At 43.4% G+C, this 16,436-nt stretch carries 13 protein-coding genes; 8 read left to right on the forward strand and 5 right to left on the reverse strand.

Annotated features, from left to right (window positions below):
* Positions 1-149 precede the first annotated feature (149 nt).
* Positions 150-668, forward strand: a complete 519-nt coding sequence (tadA, locus tag N475_RS01505) for a tRNA adenosine(34) deaminase TadA (protein WP_063359412.1) — start codon at positions 150-152, stop codon at positions 666-668.
* Here the strand turns inward: tadA and N475_RS25810 are convergent.
* Both N475_RS25810 and mltF read right to left on the reverse strand, forming a co-directional pair.
* A complete protein-coding gene (locus N475_RS25810; protein WP_169809456.1) occupies positions 659-823 on the reverse strand; it encodes a hypothetical protein in 165 nt (54 codons plus the stop codon). The two genes, tadA and N475_RS25810, sit on opposite strands and share 10 nt — an antisense overlap.
* A gap of 93 nt (positions 824-916) precedes the next feature.
* A complete protein-coding gene (gene mltF / locus N475_RS01510) occupies positions 917-2,299 on the reverse strand; it encodes a membrane-bound lytic murein transglycosylase MltF (RefSeq protein WP_063359462.1) in 1,383 nt (460 codons plus the stop codon).
* A gap of 243 nt (positions 2,300-2,542) precedes the next feature.
* Between mltF and purL the strand changes: the two genes are divergently transcribed.
* From purL to N475_RS01530, 4 genes are all read left to right on the forward strand, one after another.
* Complete coding sequence (purL, locus tag N475_RS01515) at positions 2,543-6,427, forward strand: phosphoribosylformylglycinamidine synthase (RefSeq protein ID WP_063364566.1); 3,885 nt, start codon at positions 2,543-2,545, stop codon at positions 6,425-6,427.
* Between the two features lie 537 nt (positions 6,428-6,964).
* Positions 6,965-9,517 (forward strand): intermembrane phospholipid transport YdbH family protein, encoded by a 2,553-nt coding sequence (locus N475_RS01520; RefSeq protein ID WP_063364567.1) that lies wholly within the window; start codon positions 6,965-6,967, stop codon positions 9,515-9,517.
* Between the two features lie 12 nt (positions 9,518-9,529).
* Positions 9,530-9,709, forward strand: a complete 180-nt coding sequence (locus N475_RS01525) for a YnbE family lipoprotein (protein ID WP_063359409.1) — start codon at positions 9,530-9,532, stop codon at positions 9,707-9,709.
* 11 nt (positions 9,710-9,720) lie between these two features.
* On the forward strand, positions 9,721-10,041 hold the full coding sequence (locus N475_RS01530; protein WP_063364568.1) for a YdbL family probable chaperone protein: 321 nt from the start codon (positions 9,721-9,723) through the stop codon (positions 10,039-10,041).
* A gap of 51 nt (positions 10,042-10,092) precedes the next feature.
* Here the strand turns inward: N475_RS01530 and N475_RS01535 are convergent, their stop codons facing one another.
* Both N475_RS01535 and waaA read right to left on the reverse strand, forming a co-directional pair.
* Positions 10,093-10,638 carry a DUF1415 domain-containing protein gene (locus N475_RS01535; protein WP_063359407.1) on the reverse strand — a complete coding sequence of 182 codons (546 nt, stop codon included), beginning with the start codon at positions 10,636-10,638 and terminating at the stop codon, positions 10,093-10,095.
* Positions 10,639-11,901, reverse strand: coding sequence for a lipid IV(A) 3-deoxy-D-manno-octulosonic acid transferase (gene waaA / locus N475_RS01540; RefSeq protein ID WP_063364569.1), 1,263 nt, complete (start codon positions 11,899-11,901; stop codon positions 10,639-10,641).
* Positions 11,902-12,046: 145 nt separating this feature from the next.
* Here waaA and N475_RS01545 point away from each other — a divergent pair, with 145 nt between their 5' ends.
* From N475_RS01545 to hldE, 3 genes are all read left to right on the forward strand, one after another.
* Entirely contained in the window at positions 12,047-13,483 is a 1,437-nt protein-coding gene (locus tag N475_RS01545; RefSeq protein ID WP_227008380.1) for a capsule assembly Wzi family protein, read from the forward strand.
* 63 nt (positions 13,484-13,546) lie between these two features.
* On the forward strand, positions 13,547-14,140 hold the full coding sequence (locus tag N475_RS01550; RefSeq protein ID WP_063359405.1) for a D-sedoheptulose-7-phosphate isomerase: 594 nt from the start codon (positions 13,547-13,549) through the stop codon (positions 14,138-14,140).
* Positions 14,137-15,585 (forward strand): bifunctional D-glycero-beta-D-manno-heptose-7-phosphate kinase/D-glycero-beta-D-manno-heptose 1-phosphate adenylyltransferase HldE, encoded by a 1,449-nt coding sequence (gene hldE, locus N475_RS01555; RefSeq protein ID WP_063359404.1) that lies wholly within the window; start codon positions 14,137-14,139, stop codon positions 15,583-15,585. The genes N475_RS01550 and hldE overlap by 4 nt, the downstream gene beginning before the upstream one ends.
* Here hldE and N475_RS01560 read toward each other — a convergent pair.
* Positions 15,582-16,310: a 3-deoxy-D-manno-octulosonic acid kinase gene (locus N475_RS01560; protein WP_063359403.1), complete on the reverse strand. Its 729-nt coding sequence runs from the start codon at positions 16,308-16,310 to the stop codon at positions 15,582-15,584. The two genes, hldE and N475_RS01560, sit on opposite strands and share 4 nt — an antisense overlap.
* Between the last annotated feature and the right edge of the window lie 126 nt (positions 16,311-16,436).

Genomic DNA, 16,436 nt, shown 5'->3' on the forward strand with positions numbered 1-16,436 from the left:
CATTAAATAAAAAAAGCGGCGAATTATAGCCTAATTTTATATTGGTGAGCCATGGTAATTTGGTAATTTTAGCAATAATTCTGTAACCGAGCGGTTTCTCAACGGGAAGCTGGTATACTAAAGTCCAAATTTACATTGCAATTTTAAGTATGACTATCCAAGAGCAAGACGAGTACTGGATGCGCCAAGCGCTGAGCTATGCAGATAAAGCCGAAGCAGAAAATGAAATTCCCGTTGGGGCTGTGGTTGTGCAAAACGGTGAACTTGTTGGGGCTGGGTGGAATCGCTCGATTGGGCATCATGACCCATCTGCACATGCCGAAATGATGGCTATTCGAGAAGCTGGAAAGAAGATTCAAAACTATCGGCTTATTGATTGCACTTTATACGTCACTTTAGAACCTTGCCCAATGTGTGCAGGAATGCTGGTTCACGGGCGTGTCAAGCGAGTGGTTTATGGTGCGAGCGATGCGAAAACAGGCGCAGCAGGCTCGGTGATGAACTTGTTGCAAGAGTCGCAATTAAATCACCAACCTGAAGTCACCTCAGGTGTACTTGCTAAAGAATGTGGCGAGAAGTTATCAAACTTCTTTAAACGTAGACGAAAAGAGCATAAAGCAGCGAAAAAAGCGCGCCAAGCTCAGCAAACTCATACGGCTCAGGATTGAGCCGTTTTGGTGTCTGCCGCCAGTTGAAGTAGTGAATATATACGGCGGCGTAATAAGATTTTTTTGTGGATGTTTTTAAGCATTACGCGGCGACGATTCGGGTTTGTATTGCGAGTATTGCGTTTAAATTGATGAGTTCGACGTCTTCTAAGCATCAGAACCTCCTTTGTGAGAGAGAAAAAACTTACGCGTGACAAGAAATACCTGCTTAATGTGACAGGCTTATGACAACGATGCTGGGATGCAATTTATTCGCCAGAGCTGAAAGGAAGCGCCCCATTTTCGTCTAACCAGACTAGAGCGTCAAAGTAGCGACGTATGTTATCAACGTAATGTACAGCAACATCGCCACGCGCATATCCATATCTTGTGCTTCGATAGTAGCGCTTTTTTGTCAGCAGTGGTAGTCGTTTTTTAACATCCGCCCAGCTGTTTGGATCGCCCCCTTGCTGTGCGGTTAATTTCAGTGCGTCACGCACATGCCCCATACCCACGTTATACGCGGCAAGTGCCAACCAAGTTTTGTCTGGGTTGCTCACGTCTTCCGGAACGCGCGAAATTAAATTTGCGAGATAGCGGGCACCACCTCGAATATTTTGTTCTGGTTTTAATCGATGCTTAACGCCGACACTTTTAGCGGTATTTTGCGTGAGCATCATGATGCCACGCACACCGGTTGGAGACTTGGCTCTGGGGTTCCACATTGACTCCTGGTAGCTAAGTGCCGCTAATAGTCGCCAATCTAGTTCATACTGCTTGGCGTATGTTTTAAACCAATCAACATACTTAGGTAAAGTTTGTTTACTGGCCTCTACAAAAGCGACTGTATTGACATAATTGAAGCGAGTTACATGGCCAAAGTACTTCTCTTCCAACATCGCCAATTGACCATTGCTTTGCATTTTTGCGAAAAAAGGCATGAGAAGGGCGTAAAGAGAGTCATCCGCTCTGCGTTTCATAACCCAAGCGATTGGATCTGATTGCGTAACCGAAAAAGCAATACTCAGATTAGGGTGATAGCGTCGAAATAACGCCAATGAATGTGAATCGACGATGGTATAATCAATTTCATTGTTGAGGATACCGAGTAGCAACTCCTCTTGGTCGAGTAATGTGGTTGTCTGCCATTGAAGCTCGGGAAATTGTGTCTTAGCTTCTTGTAACGATAATACATGATGGCTGTTGGCAAGTACGGTAACGGGGGCTTCAAGTTGACCAAAGTGCCTAGGCCTTTTTTTTCCCTGTTTATATACTAACTTTTGGCTTATCTGACGATAATATGGGCCAAAGCGAAAAGTTTCTGCGCGGCTCGGATGGAAGCTGATCCCGGATGCCACAATATCTAATTGGCCCCGCTCTAGACTCAAAAAAAGCTTCTCTAAGTTGAAAAAGGGAATGACTTCTAATTTAACATCGAGCTCCTGTGCAAAAGCACCAGCCAACTCGAATTCAAACCCTTCAGCTTCAGTGTGGCCCTGATAATAAGTTGCAGGACCGACTAAGGTACCTACTTTTAGCGTGTTATTCGCCTTAATTTGCTGCAATTGGTTGGGCGGTGTTTTATCACAACCTATGAGAAATATGCTCAGTAAACAAATTGAAACGAAGCTAAACAACCTAAAAATTACCATACCCATCCTGATTCGGTTTATTTCTTAGTCTTGAAATACCCTTGTAAATTATCTCGTTAGAAGTAGAAAGACAAAGGTTAAAGCGCAAAACATATCCGCTAAATTGTATGCTCGCAGTTATGTGTAAATTTGTGAAGAGGGTTTTTTTCGATAAATGACAATTTTGAGTTAAATCTGTGCGTCAATTCGACTATAATAGCGGCCCAAAATATCGTTCAATCCTTAACCCCGGATGAAATATCTATGTTAATCCTACGTGGTGCACCTGCACTTTCTGATTTTAAAGTCCAAAAGATACTTAAAAGCTGCGCGGATGCAGAATTACCTGTTACTGGTGTTTATGCTGAGTTCATGCATTTTGCTGACTTAACTGCTGAACTTACAGAAGCAGAGTTAGATAAACTGAGCAAGCTATTAACGTATGGACCAACTGCCGTTGAGCATACGCCAGAGGGCACACTGGTATTAGTGACTCCTCGCATTGGTACTATTTCACCATGGGCATCAAAAGCGACTGATATCGCCAATAACTGTGGCCTTGATAAGGTTCACCGTGTTGAGCGTGGTATTGCGTACTATGTTGAAGGCGAGCTAAACACCGCGCAACTAACTGAAGTTTCTAAGCTGCTTCATGACCGCATGACTGAGTCAGTGCACAGCCAGTTAGAAGATGCGGGCCAGCTATTCCGTGTTGAAGAGCCGCGTCCAATGTCATCAGTCGACATTCTAGGCGGTGGCCGTGAAGCGCTTGTTACTGCAAACGTAGAGCAAGGTTTTGCATTAGCGGATGACGAAATTGATTACTTAGTTGAAAACTTCACTAAACTAGGTCGTAACCCGAACGACATCGAGCTATTCATGTTCGCACAGGCGAACTCTGAGCACTGTCGTCACAAAATATTCAACGCCGATTGGACTATCGACGGTGAGCAGCAGCCTAAGTCGCTGTTCAAAATGATCAAAAACACATTCGAAACACACCCAGAAAACGTACTGTCTGCTTATAAAGATAACGCAGCGGTAATGAAGGGTTCTAAAGCGGGCCGTTTCTTCCCTAATAAAGAAGGTGAGTACAGCTACAATCAAGAAAACATTGAAATCTTGATGAAGGTTGAAACCCACAACCACCCAACTGCGATTGCACCATTCTCTGGTGCATCAACGGGTTCTGGTGGTGAGATTCGTGATGAAGGTGCAACTGGCCGTGGTTCTAAGCCAAAAGCCGGTCTTGTTGGTTTTACCGTATCTAACCTTCGCATTCCAGGCTTTGAACAGCCTTGGGAAACTAACTTCGGTAAGCCTGGTCGTATCGTTGATGCACTAGACATCATGATCGACGGTCCACTAGGCGGCGCGGCGTTCAACAACGAATTTGGTCGTCCTAACCTACTTGGTTACTTCCGTACTTACGAAGAAAAAGTTAACAGCCACAATGGTGAAGAAGTACGTGGTTATCACAAGCCAATTATGCTTGCAGGTGGTCTTGGTAACATCCGTACTGAGCATGTTCAAAAAGGTGAAATCCCAGTCGGCGCTAAGCTAGTAGCCCTTGGTGGTCCTGCGATGAACATCGGTCTTGGTGGTGGTGCTGCATCATCAATGGCTTCTGGTCAGTCAAACGAGGATTTGGACTTTGCTTCTGTACAACGTGAAAACCCAGAAATGGAGCGTCGTTGTCAGGAAGTTATCGACAAGTGTTGGCAGCTAGGCGACGAAAACCCAATTGCGTTTATCCACGATGTGGGCGCGGGTGGTCTTTCAAATGCATTCCCTGAGCTAGTAGACGACGGTGGCCGTGGTGGTAAATTCCAACTACGTAACATCCCTAATGATGAGCCGGGCATGGCACCACACGAGATCTGGTGTAATGAATCACAAGAACGTTACGTACTTGCAGTAGCGGCAGAAGACTTCGCTCGTTTCGAAGAAATCTGTAAGCGTGAGCGTGCACAATACGCGGTAATCGGTGAAGCAACTGAAGAACGTCACCTAACCGTTGCAGACAGCCACTTCGATAACAACCCAGTCGATCTTCCGCTTGAAGTACTACTTGGCAAAGCACCTAAGATGCACCGTGACGTTGAGTCAAAGCAAGTATCTGGTGAAGCACTTAAAACAGACAGCATCGACGTACTCGATGCCGCTAAGCGTTTACTTCGTCTACCGACAATTGCTGAGAAAACATTCCTTATCACAATTGGTGACCGTACGGTGACAGGTTTAGTAGCTCGTGACCAGATGGTTGGCCCTTGGCAGGTACCAGTTGCTAACTGTGCGGTAACAGCAGCAGCGTTTGACACTTACCACGGTGAAGCGATGTCAATGGGTGAGCGTACCCCAGCGGCACTTCTAAACTATGGTGCATCTGCACGTTTAGCAGTCGCAGAAGCGTTAACGAACATTGCAGGCGCAAACATTGGTGGTCTTGAGAACATTAAGCTATCTGCAAACTGGATGGCAGCAGCGGGTCACCCAGGTGAAGATGCTGGTCTTTACGAAGCAGTAAAAGCGGTAGGTGAAGAGTTATGTCCTGCACTTGGCCTAACGATTCCTGTTGGTAAAGATTCAATGTCGATGAAGACCACATGGCAAGACGACGGTGAAGACAAAGCGGTTACAGCGCCACTTTCTCTTGTTATCACTGCATTTGGCCGTGTAGAAGACATTCGTAAAACAGTAACACCTCAGCTTCGTACTGATAAAGGTGATTCAAGCCTGATCCTTGTTGATTTAGGTGCAGGTCAAAACCGTATGGGTGCATCAAGCCTTGCACAGGTTTACAAGCAGCTTGGTGACAAGACGCCTGACGTTGATAGCCCAGAGCTATTAAAAGGCTTCTACAACGCGATGCAAGCACTTGTCGCTGACGAGAAGCTACTTGCTTACCACGACCGTTCAGATGGTGGCTTATTCACAACCGTTGCTGAAATGGCATTCGCAGGCCGTACAGGTGTAACTGTAAACCTTGATAGCCTAACAGGTTCTGACATCGAAGCGCTTTACAACGAAGAGCTAGGTGCAGTAATTCAGGTTCGCAACTCTGACCTTGCTGCAGTTGAAGCTGTGTTAGCTGATAACGGCATTGCAGCAATCAGCCACACTATCGGTACACTAAACACCGAAGACAAAGTTATCTTCAACCGTGGTGGGGAAGCAGTACTTGCCAATACACGTACAGAACTTCGTACTATTTGGGCTGAAACGACTTACAAAATGCAAGCACTTCGTGATAACCCTGAGTGTGCTAAGCAAGAATTTGATGCTAAGTTTGACGAGAAAGATCTAGGTCTTAACGTAAACTTGAGCTTCGACTTAAATGAAGACGTCGCTGCACCTTACATTGCAACGGGTGCTAAGCCTAAGATGGCAATCCTTCGCGAGCAAGGTGTTAACTCACACGTTGAAATGGCAGCCGCGTTTAACCGTGCAGGCTTTGCAGCCGTTGACGTACACATGAGTGACATCCTTGAAGGTCGCCTAACGCTAGAAGAATTTAAAGGCCTTGTCGCATGTGGTGGTTTCTCTTACGGTGACGTACTAGGTGCCGGTGAAGGCTGGGCTAAGTCAATTCTATTCAATGATATGGCACGCGATCAGTTCCAAACATTCTTTGAGCGTCAAGACACGTTCAGCTTAGGTGTGTGTAACGGTTGTCAGATGCTATCAACATTGAAAGAGCTGATCCCTGGTACTGAACACTGGCCACGTTTTGTAACCAACAAGTCAGAGCGTTTTGAAGCGCGTTTCAGCCTTGTTGAAGTACAAGAAAGCCCGTCAGTATTCTTCCAAGGCATGGCAGGCTCTCGCATGCCAATCGCAGTATCTCACGGTGAAGGTCATGCTGAGTTTGCAAACGACGCAGCAGTTAAGGCGGCACTTGAGTCTGGCACAGTAGCAGTTCAGTACGTTGATAACTTTGGTCAGCCAACGACACAGTATCCGAATAACCCGAATGGTTCACCTGAAGGTATTACTGGTATCACCTCAACAGATGGCCGCGCAACAGTGATGATGCCACACCCAGAGCGTGTATTCCGTGCAGTCGCTAACTCTTGGCACCCAGATGAGTGGAAAGAAGATAGCCCATGGATGCGCATGTTCCGCAACGCTAGAAAAAATATAGGCTAATCATTTAGTTTGATGAAAAAAGGTCACTTCGGTGGCCTTTTTTTATTAAGAGTGGAGCGATGAGAGTCCTCGGGTGAGCGTGTTCCGCTATGCACAGGTGAAAGTTGGATTAGGCTACATTCCCACACTTAACAACGTTCCCTTACTCCAAAAGTGGTTGAGTAAGGCAATTTCAAATGCACCTCTCCAATCACAGTTTATAGAGCAAGGGTTACTCGGCTAGATTTACTTGCTCAGACATAGTCATTCGTCTTCTTATATTTTCTTTTTATAGGTCTTCAGCCACTCTTTTTCCACAAACCAGCCTGCTCCATAGGTTTCTATTTGCCTAATAACTTCTTCGTAAGTCATACTCTTCATCTATTTGCATGGTGTGGCCATGCTTCAAAGCAACATTGAATTCGGGCTTGTCGAAAAGTCCAAATTTTTATTGCCTCCTTTGTGTCTATTTTACAACTTCTTACTTAGTTCTACATTACATTGTTTCAGTGATGGCTTACACTAACAGCCTTAAGTCGCTAATTTATCTAGGAACAAATGCGCCGCAATGTTTTAGTCACAGTGATGGCTTTGCTACTGACACTAATCATACTTTATTTCTGTCGTGTGCCACTGAGTTTGGTAGTTGCCAAGTATGCTCTGCCGCAAGGGCAGATAACATGTTTGGATTGGGCCTTTGCTGGCTTAACAGAGGTTGAAATAAGCGAAGTTTGTTTTGAGAATGATGATTTCAAGGCGAAGGGGGAAAACATTACAGCAACCCCTGAGCAAATTGATATTAGTGCGTTGGCAGTTGAGCACAAGAAGATTCAAAAAAATATCGACAATAGTGAGTCGCAAAAGCTTAAATTACCAATAAATGAGCGTCGTCCACTGGTTAACATCAATCAATTGCGTGTAAGTTCTCATCTTTTAAAAAAGCCCCTAAATACTTCTGTCACCGAGATGAGGTTAAATCAGTTTGCATTAAGTGGCGATGTTATTGCCAAGCTTGAGTTATTCGCCGACAACTTGACTGTAGATTTTGACTTAACGAGCAATGTTCTGGCGCCTTATTTACCAGAGCCAATTAAAGCGCTATCGGGAAAGCTTCATTTATCTACAGATGGTATGAGTATTAATTATGATGCATATCTTAACTTCAGAGCCAATTACCAACAGGAAGCACGATGTGAAATAGAACTATTAGGCCGTGGAAACGTCACTGGCGATTGGGACTTAAACCAAGCTAAAGGCGATGTAAATGTGGCATCTTTACCCTTGGATATAAACCTGTCACATTGCAAAAGTTTTATAGGTCTTCAACAAGATTTGGCTGAGGTAAAACTGGGTGAAACCTGGTCAGTATTGAGCACACAAAATTTTCATATCAATAAGTCAGAAATTACCCTACCGAGTTTGAGGATAGCAGACTCCAGCAGTCAAACAGATATTCAGTTAGACACTTTGCAAGTGAATCTTGGCAATCAAACGGCTCAAGGAAGGCTAGAGTTGAATCATCATGGGCTAGGGGGCGGATTAATAGGTTTACAAGCTGCGTTTCGCTATGAAGCACCGGAGCTTGAATTCTCAGGTGACTGGATAGCCAGTAATCAACAGTTAAATTTGCCGAATAACATCGAATTCAGTGATGTGGTGAATCAGGGAGCATTTAAACTATCAGGGGAACAATCGCAATTATTGTTACTTGAATTGAGCTCTCAGCTGACAGTTGGTAAAGCGATTATTCACAATGTGCAGCTAGAAAATGCCGAGTTAAATATGAAAGCCGAATCGACAATCGATTCAACAAGAAACAGTGCAAATGAGCTTTGGCCAATCATTGTTGATAAATTTGACATGCAATTAGCAGCCGAGCGTTATCAACTGCAAACTTTATCGGGTAAGCATATCTTGCTTCGAGGGGAAGCAAAGCTGGATGCGCTTGGAGCGCTAACTGCTAAAACTGAGTTAGATCTGGGATCATTTAAGCACCATGAGGTAAGAGGCAAAGACATTAACCAGACAATGAGTCTATCTGGGCAAGTGACTAAAAAGGGTGTGACTGCGCAAGTTGATGGTGAAATGCATCTAGGATTAATTGCAAACCCTGCATTGTCTTTTAGGGATATCGTTTTGACAACATCGGGCACCATGCAAGACGCTGTAAAACTCCAGCATATTGCTCATATTGATGATTTTGAAATGAAAATTGCACATACGCTGGATGGTGAAATTAACCAAGTGGCTGTTGATGTACCAGAACAAAGCTTTTTGGCTTTGCAGCCTATTGTGAGGCAGCTATCGCCTCAAATACAATTGAGTGAAGGCATTATATCGGCTAAAGCAATAGGCGACTTAGCGACTCAGCACTACCAATTTACGTTAGATCTAGCAGATGCTGGAGTTTTGTATGACTCTCACTATCTCCATGGTATCAATTTTCCAATACAGGGAGAGTATGAGGAAGGCCGGTTGGCTCTAGCTGAGACAACGCTCAATGTAACCGAAATTCGCTCTGGCGCAGTTCTGACGGGATTGTCAGCTCAGCTTGTAACAAAGCAAGATTCACTGTCTTTGCAAGGTATACACGCCAATATTTTTGATGGTGAAATATCGGCCGAGGAATTGAATTTATCATCTGATGATCAGAGTATTTTAATTGAAGCACATAATTGGGATCTTGCGCTCATCTCTGAAGCGGGGAAAAGTGCCGGTGTTGAGCTTAGAGGCCGTATATCGGGTCAACTGCCTGTGCGCATCGAGCGAGGCGAAATAGAAATTACTAACGGCAAACTGCGAAATATTGATGTGGGCTTTTTAAGTATTGAAAACAATGAGTCTGTTGAGGCACTAAAATCTCATCAAGACAGTATAGATACTGCGTTTAGCTTGCTTGAAAATTTAGACATCGAAAAGCTATCCAGTGATGTTGCATTGTCGCCAGATGGGTGGCTAGATTTAGCTGTCGAAATTGCTGGTGTAAATGAGCAAGCAAAGCAACCCATAAACTTTAATTACACCCATAGCGAAAATATCTTTCAGTTGTTTAGGGCATTGCGTTTAAGTGATGAAATAACCAATGAAGTAGAGAAAGCGCTAAATAAATAGGAGCAAGAAAGCATGAAATGGATGCTAACCTTGATGTTGGTTGTATTGACGTCAGCATGCACGCATAAAGTGCAGGTAGAGACGAAAGAACCAATCACCATCAATTTAAATGTGAAAGTGGATCACGAGATCCGTGTAAAAGTAGACAAAGAGCTAGATGACTTATTTAGCGAAGACAGTGAATTATTCTAGGGAGCCAGAACATGAAAGCTAAAATGATTTTGACAACAATTGCTGCGGCATGCTTGAGCTTTTCAGTGATGGCAATGTCAATTAACGATGCAAAAACACAAGGTTTGGTAGGAGAAAATGCTGCTGGTTACCTTGGTGTGATCAAAGGCACTGCTGAAGTAAAGAAGCTGGTTGCTGAGATTAATAAAAAACGCAAAGCCAAATATCAACAATTAGCCAAGAAAAACAAGATTAGCTTGGCGCAAGTTGAAAAATTGGCTGCGGAAAAGACTTATAAAAAGACCTCTTCTGGCCACTACATTCAAGTTAATGGAAAGTGGGTAAAAAAATAGGGGAAGTGTAGCGCCAGTATGGCGCTTCATCTGCCTGTAAAATCAGTTTAGTTACTGATGAGGAGTACATTGCGACAATAGTTTTTGCCAAAAAGCTTCGCCTTTTCGTCTGGCTAGCCGGATATTATTGTCGGGAATAGACTCCGGGTCATCGTACTGCTCTAAAGCTAAAGCCATACTCTCTTCTCGGATAAGATGAAGGGTAGGAAAAGGAGCGCGATTGGTATAGTTGGCTGGGTCGTCCTCATCACTGTCAGCAAAGACATAATCAGGGTGAAAGTTGGCAATTTGGTATTTTCCTTCAAACCCTTGTGCGCAGAGCATCGCATTGGCAAGGTCGACTAAGTCAAGAAAATCATCAAAGTGTGCAAACCCGTCAGAAAATATGAGTAATGTTGTTTCCCGTTCAGGTGAAGCATCCAGTGCAAAGCACTCATTCAGCATATCCATTACAGCATCTTCATGAGATGTGGCTGAGCTCACCTGATAATGAATTGTTTGCTGCTCTACCTCTTTTCGTGCAAAAGGACAAAAGTTAAATTTGACAATGACTTTGCTGACCCAGTTCTGCATTGAGTTTACGATTTGCTCCGACATCTACTGCTCCAATAGTGAATCTATGACTTTTAGCGTGCGATCTATGGCCCCTTGATTTTTTGCCAAACAGGCATACGCACTTTCCCCCAGCTGTTGGGCAGCAGCAGGGTTACTAAAATACTGTGAAACCAGTTCTGCAAGGTGGCTTTGATCTTGGCAAATTTTTGCGCCTGCCATTGCCGTGAGTTCTGGATAAATATGTGAAAAGTTGTATGTACTTGGTCCACTGATAACACCCACAGCACTGGCCGCAGCCTCAAGAGGGTTGTGACCGCCTCGTTCAATTAAGCTCCCGCCAACAAACGCGATTTGAGCACTGCCGTACAAAAACTTGAGCTCGCCTAGCGTATCTGCCAATAGCACCTGAGAGTCTGGTGTGTAAACTTCGCTTCGACGACTATATTTTAACGAAGTATGCGCAAGATAGTCCGCAACGGGCTGAAATTGCTCTGGATGGCGTGGTGCAATTATTAGCAATGCATTGGGATGCGTTTTTAATATTGTTTTATGCGCAGCAATAACTTGTTCGTGTTCTTTGGGGTGTGTTGAGCCAGCAATCCAAATTGGCCGCTCGCCAATTTGTGAACGCAAAGCTGCAAGTTTATTTTTTTCACTGTCAGCAATTTGAATATCAAACTTAATAGAGCCAGTCGATTGCACGCGGCTTGCCTCAAGACCCAATGCTATAAAACGCGCTCCATCTTCTTCATTATGACTTGCAAGCTCATCGATATGTTTCATTAAGTTATGACTGAGAGCTGAAAATCGCTTGTAGCCCTCAAAAGATTTCTGTGACAAACGCGCATTGATCACAGTGACAGGGCAATGATGTTGCTTGGCATAGTAAAATAAGTTTGGCCATAGCTCGGTTTCCAACACGATTAATAGTTTGGGTTGAACGGTGTTGATAAATTTACGAACGGCAAAGGCTAGGTCTAGTGGTAAGTAGCAGACATTAACTGTGTCGCCAAACTGTTTGTGAACTTCAGCTCTGCCTGTGGGCGTGTTGCATGTGATCAAAAATCGCTCATTGGGGTAGTTTTCCTGCAGGCGCTTGATCAAAGGGGATGCCGCGAGCACCTCACCAACTGAAGCACAATGAATAACAAATCCATTGGGAGAGATTGCATCTGGAACTTGGCCAAATCTTTCAGCAAAATGAGCTCGATAACCTGCGTTTTTTTTCCCTCTGATTTGATATAGATAGAAGGCAATAAGTGGGCTGAGCAGTAACAATAATAATGAGTAAAAGAGTCTGGTCATGGTGAGTAGCGACTATTAAAAGGGTATTTTAACCCGCTTACGAAATAATGAAAATCACTATAACAATTTTACACATAACCGAGCGTGCTCAAAAGCAGTAAATTTGCTAATATGCTCGCCCTGTTGTGATTTCGAATGAATTAAAATGTTGTCTATTTCTAAAAGCATATGTTTTGCTGTTTCTCTTCTTGGGCTGAGCTCAACAATGGCCTTCGCAATGCCAACCGCCTACTTACCTATAGGCAAAGATAAGATACTTGAGTATCAAATTGAAAAAATGTTCACGCTGACTGCGATTACGCCAATGAGTAAGCCTTACCGTATCACCGAAATCAATCAGCATATTGTGAAACTTGGCAAGATTGACCCGGCATTGCAAGCAAGCATTCGTGCTCGTATTGCCCCCTACTTAGAACGAGATGCAATTACTCGACGTGGTGTCAAGCTACGCATCGATTCAGGGGATGAACAAAGGCTTGCCAATGACAGAGGTAATTACTCTAGTGAATACGCGGAATTATCACTTGATGGTATTTACCGTGGTAGCGATAACTCATTAATGCAGTTAGGTGCTGAGTATCGTGTGGAAACTGGAAAGCTTATTCAATACAACACCTTTTACGCACTAGGTGGAGAGAATTTGCAATTAAATCTAGGCTACAAGGAGCATTGGTTCTCGCCATTTAAGCATTCTGCTCAAGTATATTCTACCAATGCAAAAGCCCCTCTATCCGTTTCAGTTGGTTTGAATACACCTTTGCAAAATTGGTGGAATTTTGACTTTGAATTATTTTATGCAGAATTGGAACAAGTAGATAAAGGAATACATTATCAGGGCAAACTGCACGATGGCACGCCAAAACTTGCTGGTACGCACATTAGCATAGAGCCGTTAAAAAACTGGAAGCTGGGTATCAATCGAGTGATGCAGTTTGGTGGTGGTCCGCGCAAAGTTGACTTTAAAGATGTTTTTAAAGCTTATTTTGACCCTGCAGGCAGTGATAATAGTGGATTGACAGGTGGCACTGACAATGAATTGGGTGACCAGTGGGCAACAGTCACTACATCGTTTAAGACAAATTGGGTAACGCCAGTGGAGTGGTATATTGAGCATGGTGGAGAAGATACCCGTGAGCACAAGAATTACTTATTCGGCAATTCAGTAACGAGCTTTGGTGCGTATGTTCCAAGGTTAACTAAAGATATATCACTAAGATATGAATACTCGGATATCAGCGAGCTTTGGTACACACATCATATATATCCGCGTAAAGGCAATAGCATAGATGACTTTGTATTGGGTCACTTTGCAAGCAATCATCGCAATTTTAATCATGGTGTTGCGACGACCAGTCAAGTTTTAGAAGTAAACTATTTCGAAAGCTTAGATTCAATGTGGAGTATCAAATTAACCAGTGTTGAAAACCAGCCGAACGAAAATTTTGAATACAAAAAAATGAATGAAGTTAAGCTGTCAAACACTAGAAAAATTAGTAGTTACCAAGTAGAAACTAGCCTCACAGCGGGCAAAGATGTTTATGGCGAGAATTACACTTGGCTTTCAGTCAATGTATACTGGTAAAACACGGGTAATTATAAAAAGTTAGGTCCAGTATTTGGACTGGTTACAATATTAAGGATCACTATGTCTGTTAATGACCAAATAGCAAACAGCTACTTAGACAGCTTAAATCGCCATATGGCGCTGTTCTCTAAAATGGCGGACTATCACGATGAGTCTGTAGAGCTTCTTAGACAATGTCAAAAAACACTACAAGCTGGTGGAAAGGTAATTTGGTTCGGTAATGGTGGTAGTGCAGCAGATGCACAACATCTCGCTGCAGAGTTTGTCGTGCGTTATAAGTTAGAACGTGGTCCGTTGGCATCGATTGCTTTGACGACAGACACATCTATCTTAACGGCACACAGTAACGACTATCACTTTAATACAGTTTTCGAAAGACAAGTACAGGCACTTTGTAAGCCTGAAGATCTGGTTATTGGCCTAACAACGTCAGGCACCAGTGAAAATATAAACTTGGCGCTCGCTGCAGCCAATGAAATTGGTGCCTATACAGTTGCGTTAACTGGCCGAACAGGTGGTGTAGTTAAAGATATTGCTAAGTTACCTATCATTATTAATTTTGATGAAACCGCGAGAATTCAGGAAGCCCATATGTTTATAGGACATTGGCTTTGTGAAGCTGTGGATTTGTTGATTGCGGAGCAAAATAAATGAATCTGAGTGCCTTACAAAACCTTCACAGTGCAAATGTCTTAGTTGTAGGCGACGTGATGCTAGATCGATACTGGCACGGAGATACCGGCCGGATTTCACCAGAAGCCCCAGTGCCTGTGGTGAAGGTCAGCAGCTTGGAAGATAAAGCTGGTGGTGCAGCAAATGTTGCCAAAAACATCGCGCACTTAGATGGAAAAGTAGGGCTATTGGGTCTGATAGGGAAAGACGATAACGGAGAGAAATTAGTTAATATCCTTCAAGCTGAAAGTATTGATTCTCAATTGGTTACCGTGGACTCATTACCAACCATTGCCAAGATGCGCGTGATCAGTCGTCATCAGCAAGTAGTACGGCTTGACCTAGAAGAGCCATTTGAAAAAGAGCACAGTAGATTGTTAACAAAACAATTAGAGGCCGTAATAGACAATTACGACTTTATTTTGTTTTCTGATTACAACAAAGGTGCATTGGCTGATATTCAAGCAATGATTAAAATTGCTAAAGAAGCAGGCAAAACCGTATTAGTCGATCCTAAGATGAGTGATTTATCATTCTACAAAGGTGCAGACTTCATCACGCCAAATTTGAATGAGTTTAAGCTGGCAGGTGGTAATGCCACAACAGAGGAAGCTTTAACTGACAGCGCTCGTAAGCTGATTTTGGAATCAGGGGTCAAAGCGATGCTGCTCACTCGATCAGAGCAGGGGATGTCTCTAATTACTGAAACGGAAAAGTATGATTTCCCAGCGCAAGTTCTTGAGGTCAGTGATGTAACTGGTGCTGGCGATACCGTTATTGCAACTCTAACGACCATGCTTGGTGCGGGAATGAGTGCTAAGGATGCTGTCGAAATGGCCAATTTGGCTGCAGGTATTGTGGTTGGAAAGCTGGGGGCAGCAACGGTTTCACCTGAAGAGTTAAGCGCCAAACTGGGTCAATATTTGAGAGCGACGGGGGAGCACTACCAAACACCATTCGAAGATGTTTTGCAACATATCGAGTTTGCTAAACAAAATGGTGAAAAAATAGTGTTTACGAACGGCTGCTTTGATATTTTGCATGCTGGTCATGTACGTTATCTTGCGCAAGCAAAAGCGATGGGTGATAGACTCGTTGTCGGTTTGAACAATGATGATTCTATTGCACGTTTAAAAGGCGAGGATAGGCCAATTAATCCATTGAATGAGCGGGCGATGGTTTTGTCAGCATTGGCATCTGTGGATTGGGTAATTCCGTTTGGTAAAGTTGAAGAAAATGACACACCAGCAAACCTTATTGCGTCAATTAGCCCAGATATATTGGTGAAAGGCGGCGATTATAAAGTAGAAGAGATCGCCGGCGCTGATCATGTTTTGAGTCATGGTGGACAAGTAGAAGTGTTGTCATTCCTAGATGGCTGCTCCACTTCTAACGTCATCAAGAAAGCGCGTTTAACCAAAAGTTAGTTTGTACTTACGTTATTTTGGTAGGCATCCACTAAAGTTTGCCAATCTTCTTCTGTAAAAAAGAATGTCGGCCATTTGCCGGCTTCTTTTTTGAATGACCTTTTTAACCTATCTAAATTAGATTGCTGCCACTCTTTTTCAGGAGGGCGTATGTTACCTTTATCAAAGTCAATCAAATAGACCTTTCCTGCCTGATCAAACAATATGTTGTTTATATTCAAGTCGTCGTGATAAACGCCTTTGCGATGAAACTGAGCAATGGCAATGCCCACAGAGGTTAGCTCATGAATTGAAAGCGCTTGCTGTTGCAGCTTCTCACATAAGCTTTTAGCGCCAGTAATTGCCTCTGTCATGATATCGGCACGGTAAATACCAAATCTCACTTCGACATTGGCTGCAATAGGCTTTGGTACAGGCAAGTTAAGGGCGTCTAGCGCCGATAAAAGCTTAAACTCTTGAAAGACACGTGTATTCTCAAGACCAGTGTAAAGGTATTGATCGGACAGTAACTTACCAATCAAACCACCTCGCCAGTAATGTTTGAGTACAGCGACTTGATCGCCATGGTACTTTACAAACCAAGCAGCTGCACGACCTTGTTTACTGGTAACAATGGCATTTTGATCGCGCCAATACTGAACGTTAAACCACTTGTGGTGAATATCTAACTGAGAGTTTTCAGGCAACAATAAGTACTGATTATTTGTTTTTTCTACCTTGAGCATGTTTTACAGAGCAAAGGACAATATGCGGCAAGTTTAGCGACTTTTTGACAAGAGTAAAATGCACAAGTGTTGCAAATCAGAGCGATTAATTTAAGATCGGGCGTTCATAAAATTACTTGGTAGGGC

Origin of the sequence: Pseudoalteromonas luteoviolacea DSM 6061, from assembly GCF_001625655.1 — a bacterium.
Taxonomy (GTDB): Bacteria; Pseudomonadota; Gammaproteobacteria; order Enterobacterales; family Alteromonadaceae; genus Pseudoalteromonas; species Pseudoalteromonas luteoviolacea.

Coding starts and splice junctions, on each gene's coding strand:
- mltF (WP_063359462.1), bottom strand. CDS start 2,299: ATGGTAATTTTTAGGTTGTTTAGCTTCGTTTCAATTTGTTTACTGAGC.
- N475_RS01545 (WP_227008380.1), top strand. CDS start 12,047: ATGTTGTCTATTTCTAAAAGCATATGTTTTGCTGTTTCTCTTCTTGGG.
- N475_RS01520 (WP_063364567.1), top strand. CDS start 6,965: ATGCGCCGCAATGTTTTAGTCACAGTGATGGCTTTGCTACTGACACTA.
- N475_RS01560 (WP_063359403.1), bottom strand. CDS start 16,310: ATGCTCAAGGTAGAAAAAACAAATAATCAGTACTTATTGTTGCCTGAA.
- N475_RS25810 (WP_169809456.1), bottom strand. CDS start 823: ATGCTTAGAAGACGTCGAACTCATCAATTTAAACGCAATACTCGCAAT.
- purL (WP_063364566.1), top strand. CDS start 2,543: ATGTTAATCCTACGTGGTGCACCTGCACTTTCTGATTTTAAAGTCCAA.
- waaA (WP_063364569.1), bottom strand. CDS start 11,901: ATGACCAGACTCTTTTACTCATTATTATTGTTACTGCTCAGCCCACTT.
- hldE (WP_063359404.1), top strand. CDS start 14,137: ATGAATCTGAGTGCCTTACAAAACCTTCACAGTGCAAATGTCTTAGTT.
- N475_RS01550 (WP_063359405.1), top strand. CDS start 13,547: ATGTCTGTTAATGACCAAATAGCAAACAGCTACTTAGACAGCTTAAAT.
- N475_RS01525 (WP_063359409.1), top strand. CDS start 9,530: ATGAAATGGATGCTAACCTTGATGTTGGTTGTATTGACGTCAGCATGC.
- N475_RS01535 (WP_063359407.1), bottom strand. CDS start 10,638: ATGTCGGAGCAAATCGTAAACTCAATGCAGAACTGGGTCAGCAAAGTC.
- N475_RS01530 (WP_063364568.1), top strand. CDS start 9,721: ATGAAAGCTAAAATGATTTTGACAACAATTGCTGCGGCATGCTTGAGC.
- tadA (WP_063359412.1), top strand. CDS start 150: ATGACTATCCAAGAGCAAGACGAGTACTGGATGCGCCAAGCGCTGAGC.